The organism is Thermococcus sp., assembly GCF_027066465.1.
In the GTDB taxonomy this organism is placed as follows: Archaea; Methanobacteriota_B; Thermococci; order Thermococcales; family Thermococcaceae; genus Thermococcus.
On the sequence record NZ_JAMONU010000152.1, the window covers coordinates 1 to 7,630 of the forward strand.

8 protein-coding genes and 1 pseudogene are annotated in these 7,630 nt (G+C 57.2%); all 9 read right to left on the reverse strand.

The window, feature by feature from the left end:
- Positions 1-258 (reverse strand): annotated as a pseudogene (locus MVK46_RS07290) (ABC transporter substrate-binding protein); the annotation flags it as partial.
- A complete protein-coding gene (locus tag MVK46_RS07295; protein ID WP_297535978.1) occupies positions 259-1,155 on the reverse strand; it encodes a 4-hydroxybenzoate octaprenyltransferase in 897 nt (298 codons plus the stop codon).
- Entirely contained in the window at positions 1,145-2,602 is a 1,458-nt protein-coding gene (locus tag MVK46_RS07300; RefSeq protein ID WP_297535972.1) for a UbiD family decarboxylase, read from the reverse strand. The genes MVK46_RS07295 and MVK46_RS07300 overlap by 11 nt, the downstream gene beginning before the upstream one ends.
- A complete protein-coding gene (locus MVK46_RS07305; protein ID WP_297535973.1) occupies positions 2,599-3,369 on the reverse strand; it encodes an ABC transporter ATP-binding protein in 771 nt (256 codons plus the stop codon). The genes MVK46_RS07300 and MVK46_RS07305 overlap by 4 nt, the downstream gene beginning before the upstream one ends.
- A complete protein-coding gene (locus tag MVK46_RS07310; RefSeq protein WP_297535974.1) occupies positions 3,356-3,979 on the reverse strand; it encodes a flavodoxin domain-containing protein in 624 nt (207 codons plus the stop codon). The genes MVK46_RS07305 and MVK46_RS07310 overlap by 14 nt, the downstream gene beginning before the upstream one ends.
- Positions 3,976-4,914 (reverse strand): iron ABC transporter permease, encoded by a 939-nt coding sequence (locus MVK46_RS07315; protein ID WP_297535975.1) that lies wholly within the window; start codon positions 4,912-4,914, stop codon positions 3,976-3,978. The genes MVK46_RS07310 and MVK46_RS07315 overlap by 4 nt, the downstream gene beginning before the upstream one ends.
- Before the next feature lie 2 nt (positions 4,915-4,916).
- Positions 4,917-5,786, reverse strand: a complete 870-nt coding sequence (locus MVK46_RS07320; protein WP_297535976.1) for a hypothetical protein — start codon at positions 5,784-5,786, stop codon at positions 4,917-4,919.
- A 21-nt stretch (positions 5,787-5,807) separates the two neighbouring features.
- Complete coding sequence (locus tag MVK46_RS07325) at positions 5,808-6,866, reverse strand: ABC transporter substrate-binding protein (RefSeq protein ID WP_297535979.1); 1,059 nt, start codon at positions 6,864-6,866, stop codon at positions 5,808-5,810.
- A 10-nt stretch (positions 6,867-6,876) separates the two neighbouring features.
- The coding region (locus tag MVK46_RS07330) for an SPASM domain-containing protein (protein ID WP_297535977.1) at positions 6,877-7,630 on the reverse strand (754 nt) is incomplete at its 5' end.

Sequence of the window (7,630 nt, forward strand, 5' to 3'; positions counted from 1 at the left end):
GTCTGTCTCGCCCTTTTCGAGGGCCGCTATTATGTCAGGGGTCTTGCCGAGCCTGAGAACCTCGACCTTGAAGCCGTTCTTTCTGTCAAAACCCTTGGCCTGCATTATGTCAAGCGTGCTGATTCCTCCAAGTAATGTCGCGGCTTTAACGGTGGGAAGCTCCGCATTTGTGGAGGTGTTTGTGGTCGAGTTCGAGCTTATGCAACCAGAAACCATCACAATCAGCCCGATTAGGAGCAACGCCAGAGCTTTTCTCATTCAAACCCCTCCTAAAAGCTTGTCCGCTATGGCCGAAAGCGTGAGGATTAGGCCGATTGGAATGTTGAGGTTGAAGGCCTTTGGAACGTTGTCAAGGCTCTCCCAGACGATTGCGTTCTCGTAGAGGATTAGGGCGCTCGCGACGAGCCAACCGGTTAAATAAACCCGGCCGAGGCCGTAGAGGAATCCAGCAAGTCCGAAGAGGACTATAGCGAGAAGATGGAAGGCGAGTGCTATTTTGAGGGCCTTCTCTATGCCAAACCTCGCGGGAATGCTTCCAACGCCGTGCTCCACGTCGAACTCGTAGTCCATTATCGTGTATATCGTGTCGAAGCCGGCCACCCAGAAGAGAACTCCAAAGAAAAACGCCCAGGGAATCCGCGCGAGGACTTCTATGAAGGGAGCGTTTCCTCCTACAGCTATAGTTCCGCCCGCAACGGCCAGGGCGAGCGTTAATCCGAGGTGGAGATGGGGGAAGCTGTGCTTCCTCTTTGCCCCAGAGTAGCTCATCGCTATCAACCAGGGAATCGGACTGAGCAGGGCTGTCCAGCGGTTGAGAAGGACCGCCGAGACGAAGTAGATTACCGAGCCAACGACGACGAGCCACCAGGCGTCGCTCACCTTCACCGTCCCCTTAATCAGCGGTCTGTTCCACGTCCTCGGGTTCTGGCTGTCTATGTCGAGGTCGGCTATGTTGTTGTAGGCCAAAGCAGAAGTCCTGAGTCCGAGCAGGGCAAGGCTCATCAGGGTTAGCTCCCTCAGGGTTACAGGGAAACCGCTGAGGAAAGCACCGACGTAGGCGTAGGGCAGGCTGAAGAGGGTGTGCTCTATCCTGACAAGCCTCATCAGCGCGTGAAACCTGTTGGCTTCCCTCACCTCTCCGGGGTCAAAGGCCATCGCCACCACCGAGGTATTTCTTGAAAAGCCCTTCGAGCCTTTCAAGGACTTCGGGGTCTTCTTTAACCTCCTCAACGACCCTGCCGTCCATCTCCTCAGGAAGCTTTCTGGTGGCGTCTATGCCGAGCTTGCTCCCGAGCGGCGGCTTCGGAACGGCCGGGTCAAGCGCGTCTGTGTGGGCGTGCGGGATTATTAAAACGTCCCGCTCGGGGTTCACGAAGGAAGCTATCGCCCATATCACCTGGTTTATGTCGTGGGGGTTGATGTCGTCGCTGACAACCACTATAGCCTTCGTCAGCGCCATCTGCCCCGTTCCCCAGAGCGCGTTGAGAACCTTCTTTCCCTGTCCGGGGTAGCGCTTCTTTATCGAGACTATCGCGACGCCCTGAAAGACGCCGTGCTCCGGGAAGTTGACGTCAACGACCTCTGGCAGAATTACCTTCATCAACGGGAGGAAAATCCTCTCGATGGCCTTTCCGATTACGGCATCTTCCAACGGCGGTTTCCCGACGACGGAGCCGTAGTAAATCGGGTCGTCGCGGTAGTAAACCCTCTCGGCATGGAAAACGGGGTAGAGCTCGTTTCTCTCGCTCGGCTTATCGTAGAAGCCGAAGTGGTCGCCGAAGGGGCCCTCCTCGCTCAGCTCGTCAACCTGAACGTAGCCCTCTATGACCGCTTCCGCGTTTGCCGGAACGAGGACGCCGTTGGGCAGGCGGTAAAGTTCTAAACCCGAACCGCGAACGAAGCCCGCGAAGAGGAGCTTGTCCATAGGATAGGGAACGGGCGAGACAGCCGTCAGGAGAGTGCCTATATCGGAGCCAATCGCTATCGCGACCGGCATTCTGCCGTCGTTCCTCTCGAGGTAGTCCCTCCAGGCCTGACTTCCGCGCTTGTGAACCTGCCAGTGGATTACACCCCTTTCACCGTCGAGGAGCATGACGCGGTAGACGCTGATGGAGTTAACCCCTCTCGGGTCAGAGAAGCAGACGAGCGGGTAGGTGAGGTAGCGCGAGGCATCTTTCGGCCAGGTTTTGAAGGCCGGAACGAAGTTCAGGGGCTCGTCTTCCACCACGTTCCTCGTGAACTCCGCTTTCCTCACGAGCTTAGGCAGGTAGTTGCTCAGCTCCCTGAGCTTCCCCAGCGAGGAGAGCTTGTCGGCAAAACCCAGGGGCAGGCTTTCCATTAGCTTTAGCGGTCTCTCGCCGATTTCCTCAAGCCTTTCAACGCCGAGGGCTTCCCTAACGGTCTCAACGCTCGTGAAGAGGTTTCCCGCTACTCTCCACTCCGGATAACCCTTAACGCGCTCGAAGAGAACCGCACCGGCCTTTTGATACATCGCCCTCCTCAGAAACGCGGGAATCTCAAGCTCGGGCGAAAGCTCCTCACTAACTCTAATCAGCTCGCCTCTCGCTTCAAGCCATTCCAGATAGTCGCGCACGTCCCTCATGGAAGCACCTCCGGGAGAACCCTCAAAACCCTTTCCCCGTTGCACTCCATCACCTTAAGCTTAACCCCGTAAAGCCCGCTCAAAAGCTCCTCCGACAGGACCTCCGAGGGCTTTCCTTCAGCCACTATCCTTCCGTTCCTCATTAGGATGACTCTGTCGGCGAAAAGGTAGGCTAAGTTGGGGTCGTGGAGAACCGCCAGAACACCCACCCCATCTCTCGCGAGCCTCTTAACGGTCCCGAGGACGAGGAGGGCGTTCTTGAGGTCGAGCTCGCTCGTCGGCTCGTCGAGGAGGAGATATTTAGGCGACGTCATCATCGCCCTCGCGAGGAGGAGAAGCCTTTTCTGCCCCCCGCTCAGGGCGGTGTAGGGCTTTTGCCGATAGGCATCGAGGCCGAAGTGCTTGAGCAACCTTTCAGCCCTTTCCCTGTGCTCCTTCCCTGGCGAGCCGAAGGCCCCGAGTTCGGGGGTTGCCCCGAGGAGGACGAAGTCGAGAACCCTGAAGGGGAAGGTCGGGACGTGGTTCTGAGGAACGTAGCCGAGCAGTTTCGCCCTTTCCCTGGGAGACAGCCTCAGAACGTCCCTTCCGTCGGCGAGGACGCGCCCCTTCTCGGGCCTCAACAGGCCGTATATTAGCTTCAAGAGCGTGCTCTTCCCCGCGCCGTTCGGCCCGATTAGGGCGACGAACTCACCCGTCTCAACCTCCAGGCTAACCCCCTCGATTCCGAAGTCCCCGTAGGAGTACGAGAGGTTTTCAGCCCTCAGCATCGAGCCTTGCCTCCATCTCCCTTGCCTTCTCCATGAAGTCGAAGTCCCTGGCCTTATCAACCTCGCCCCGCCTGAAGTGCTTCCCGAACCAGTCGTAGTAGAGCAGGGTCCTCCTCACGAACGCTTTAACGTCCTCCTCTCTGTAAAGGCTCTTGCTTTCGAGCCTCTCCCCGAGGACGGCGTAAAACCTCTTCATCTTCCTCCTGTCCTCATCGCTGAGCTTTTCAACGTCAATCTCGCCCCCGATGAGCGTTCCGTAGAAGGGCGGAACTTCAAAGGCCTCTATCAGTGGCTGGGAGTAGGCTATTCCCCCGTGGAGCTTCCCCATGAAGACAGAGCCTGCCAAATGCATCGCCACCAGAAAGAACGCCTTTGGAACGTCTTCAAGCTCCTCTCGATGCTCGCTTATCCAGTCCGTCAAATCCCAGTGCGGGCCGTCGCGGTAAACGGGTGCGCTCATGACTACTAAATCATAGCCCCTTGGCGAGGGGTTCTCCTTAACCTTCCTGATTTCAACTTCGTGGCCTTCCTCTTCGAAGAGCTTCTTAGCCAATTTTACGGCCCTTTCGGTCGTTCCGTAGCGGGTCGTGTAAACGATGAGAATCCTCAACTCCAACCACCTCCGGTCTTTCTGAGGAGATACGCGAAGAAGGGGACACCCACGAGGGTCGTTATTATCCCGACGGGGATGTCCCCTGGAAGAAGGCGGACTATCACATCGGCTAAAACCATGACAGTTATTCCAATCGAGATTGTTGCGGGAATCAGCTTCGAGTGCTCCGGCCCGACGAGCATTCTCGCCGTGTGCGGGACTATCAGCCCGACCCAGCCGATTATTCCCGTGAAGGAAATCACGAGCGCCGTTAGGAGGGCAGACAGGAACACGAAAATCCCTCTCCAGAGGGAGACGTTCAGGCCGAGGATTTCAGCCTCGTCGCCGAGGCTCATGGCGTTCAAGTTCCAGCGGAGGAGGTAGAGGAGCACGGCTATGAGGACGACTCCGGGGAGGGAATAAACCACCGTCTTCCACGTTGAGTTCGCCAAGCTTCCCATCAGCCAGACGACCAAACCGGATAAGCTCTCGCTCGGGAGGAGCAGTTCGAGGAGTGAAAGCAGGGCGGAGAAAAGGGCAGTAACGATTATTCCGCCGAGGATTAGAGAGACCGTTGAGACCCTGCCGTTGACGCGCGCGAGGTAATACGCTAAGAAAACCGCCAAGAGGCCGAAGAGGAGCGCGAGGGATGCGAGGCCAACAAAGGGGAGAAAAGCGACGGCCAGGGCCGCGCCAAAGGCCACTCCCGATGCCACGCCCAGAATGTAGGTATCGACGAGAGGGTTTCTGAAAACCGCCTGAAGGGTCATTCCGCCCAGGCTCAGGGCTATTCCAGCCGAGACCCCCATAAGCGTCCTCGGAAGCCTGAATTTCCAGATTATGGCCTTGGCTAAGCCATCAAGGTGGAGCGGGTTGGTCGGGTAGCTACCCACGAAGACCCCGAGGAGCACCGCCACCACCGGAAGGATTACCAGAGTTAGTCCTCTTTTCATTTTCAAACACCGCAGAGCGAGTAGAGTTCCCCCGCGACCCGTTCCCACTTCGGAAAGGTCCTTCCGTGAACAAACCTTCCGAGCTGGTAGATTCCAGGGATTATGCGGGGGCTCCAGCGCATGAAGCTCTCAAGGTCGAGGGCCGAGCCAACTATGTGCACGTTTCCGAGCTGAACGGCTTCAATTGCCCTCCACTCGGCCGAGTCAAGGATTTCGTCCCTTATCTCTTCCATCTTCTCCCTGTCCGTCATTATGCTCGTGAGCAGGAAGAGGTGCTCCGCATCGCCGAAGGACCTGAAGAAGCGCTCCTTCTTTACCGGATAGACCTTCCGCCTTGTCCGTATCCTCTCGCCGAGGTTCATCGCCCCGGCTTTTCTAACCGCGTCGCTCAGAACGTTGGTCCTCGTTACGACGTTGAAGTTCCGGTAGGTGAGCAGGGCTTTAGGCCTCTCCTCGATGGCTTCAGTTATCTCACCCAGCCCCGTCAGGTGCTTCTCATAGAATTCACCGAGCTTTGAAAAGTCGCTCCTCGTCAGTTCGGCTGTCCTCCTGCTCGCCTCGACGAGGCCTTCAACGGTCTCGAAGTCAATCAGCTCGACCCTTGCCCCTATACGCTCCCCAAAGGCCCTCAGCTCGTCCCCGGAGTGCAGGTTCTCAACCTCGAAGTCGAGGATAAGGTCCGGCCTAAGCTCCTCCAGAACGTCCCAGTAGGTCTTCTTGCTCCGCTTGAGGTACTTCCCGATGACCGGCTTATCCTTCAGCTCCTGCAGGCAGGGGTCGAGCTTGATTTCCTCGTTCACCCCTGCTATCTCCCCGACTTTCCCGACGAGTTTGACGATTTCCGCGAGACTCGCTGGAAAGACCGCTATCATCGTCCCACCCCAAAAGGAGAATCAGGAGAGGCCGTAGAACCTCTTCAGAAAGTCCTTGGCCTTGTCGTTCCAGTCAGGGTAGTAGTTGGGATAGATTGCCTTTCCAATGACCCAGATTCCCACCGCCAAGCGCGGGCTCCAGCGGAGGAAGGAGTCCTTACCCATGTCCGCCCTGAGGATTATCACGTTGCCCTCTCTGACGGCCTTAATGCCCTTCCAGGCCTCGTCGCTGAGCATCTCCTCCTTTAGCTTTTCTACTTGGTCGTACGGGGTTACGGCGCTCGTGAGGAGGACTACGACGTCGGCGTCGCGGTAGCTCGCTATTATCTTCTCTGGGTCCATCGGGACCCTAACCGGTGTGTAGCCGCTGAAGGTAATGTTCACGAGGTAGTCCGCCCCAACGAGCCTGACGGCCTGAGCAAGGACGTCGTTGCCGTTGACGAGGTAGAGCTTGCCCATTATCGGCTGTATCATTACGACCTTTTTTCTCTCGTCGGCCGGAATCTTTGAGGCTATGGCCTTAACCTCCTTCACCTGCTCGTTGAAGTAGTCGTCGAAGGCTTTGGCCTCTTTCTCCCTTCCGAAGAGTTCCCCGAGGAGCGAAACGGCTCTGGGTATGTCCTCGAGTCTGTCTTCCCTCAGAAGAACAACCGGAATTCCGTAGCTGGCGGAGCGGTTGAGGAGCTCGTCAACGTTGTAGAACTTCTTCAGGTCGAGGTCGATGATTAGGTCGGGCTTTAGAGCTAAAACCTTCTCCCAGTCGGTAATTCTCAGCATGGATCCGACGACGGTCTTGTTCTTCAGGCTTTCGCTCAGTAAAGCGTCGTACTGGGCCTCCTTTGGAATACCGACGACCTGGTCACTCGCGTTGAGGAGCTGGATTATTTCGAGGGCGGAAGTCGAGAGAACGACCGCCCGCTGAACCGGAACTTTGACAGTAACGTTCCTTCCCGAGAAGTCCTTCACGGTTACCTCCTTTGTCGTTGCCTTGCTTGAGGTTCCAGTTGAGTTTCCCACGCAACCGGCCGAAACGACCGCGAGAAGAAGAACGACCGACAGGATTAGACCGCCCCACTTCATTTCCACCACCTCAAATCGGCTTTTGCCCTCCGAAGGTTCCGATTGGAAGGTTTAGCCCGAGTTCGCCGGCGAGCCTGAGGTATGAGCCCGGCTCGTACGGACAGGCCGGGTCTTCGGCGAGAGGGTTTAAGCTATAGGCGTAGGCCCTCGCCCTGCTTCCCCCGCAGATTTCCCTGAACTCGCACTTTCCACAGCGCCCCTCGAACTCGGCCGAGCGGAGCTTTTTCATCAGCTCGCCCTCCCTGTAAATCTCGACCAAACTTTTCTCGCGGACGTTGCCGACGCTGAAGGGCAGGAAACCGCTCGGATAGACGTTGCCGTTGTAGCCAATGAAGACTATTCCCTTCCCGTCGCGCGTTCCCATCGTCTGTGCCCTCGCCTCGTTCCCCTCGCCGAGGAGCTCAACGAGCCGTTTCTTCAGCCTGAAGTAGAGTTTCCCAGGCCTAAGAACCTCGTCGGGGTCGAGTCCCTTCTCCTCAAGGGCTTTCCGCATTATAGCCACTCGCCGGAACATCGGACCCTCGGTGGTCCTTACGAGGAGGTGCTTTGAAGCTTCATAGAGGAAGTGCGTGACGTCCTCCCACTCCTCCGGCCTTAGGTCGCTCTCGAAGTTGCCCCTTCCCGTCGGAACGAGGTAAAAGACCTCCCAGATTTCGACGCCGAGGTCTTTAAGCAGTTTCACCATCTCGGGCAGTCCTTCAACGGTCTCGCGCATCACAACCGTGTTCACCTGAACGCTTAGGCCCCTCCCTAGGAACTCCTTA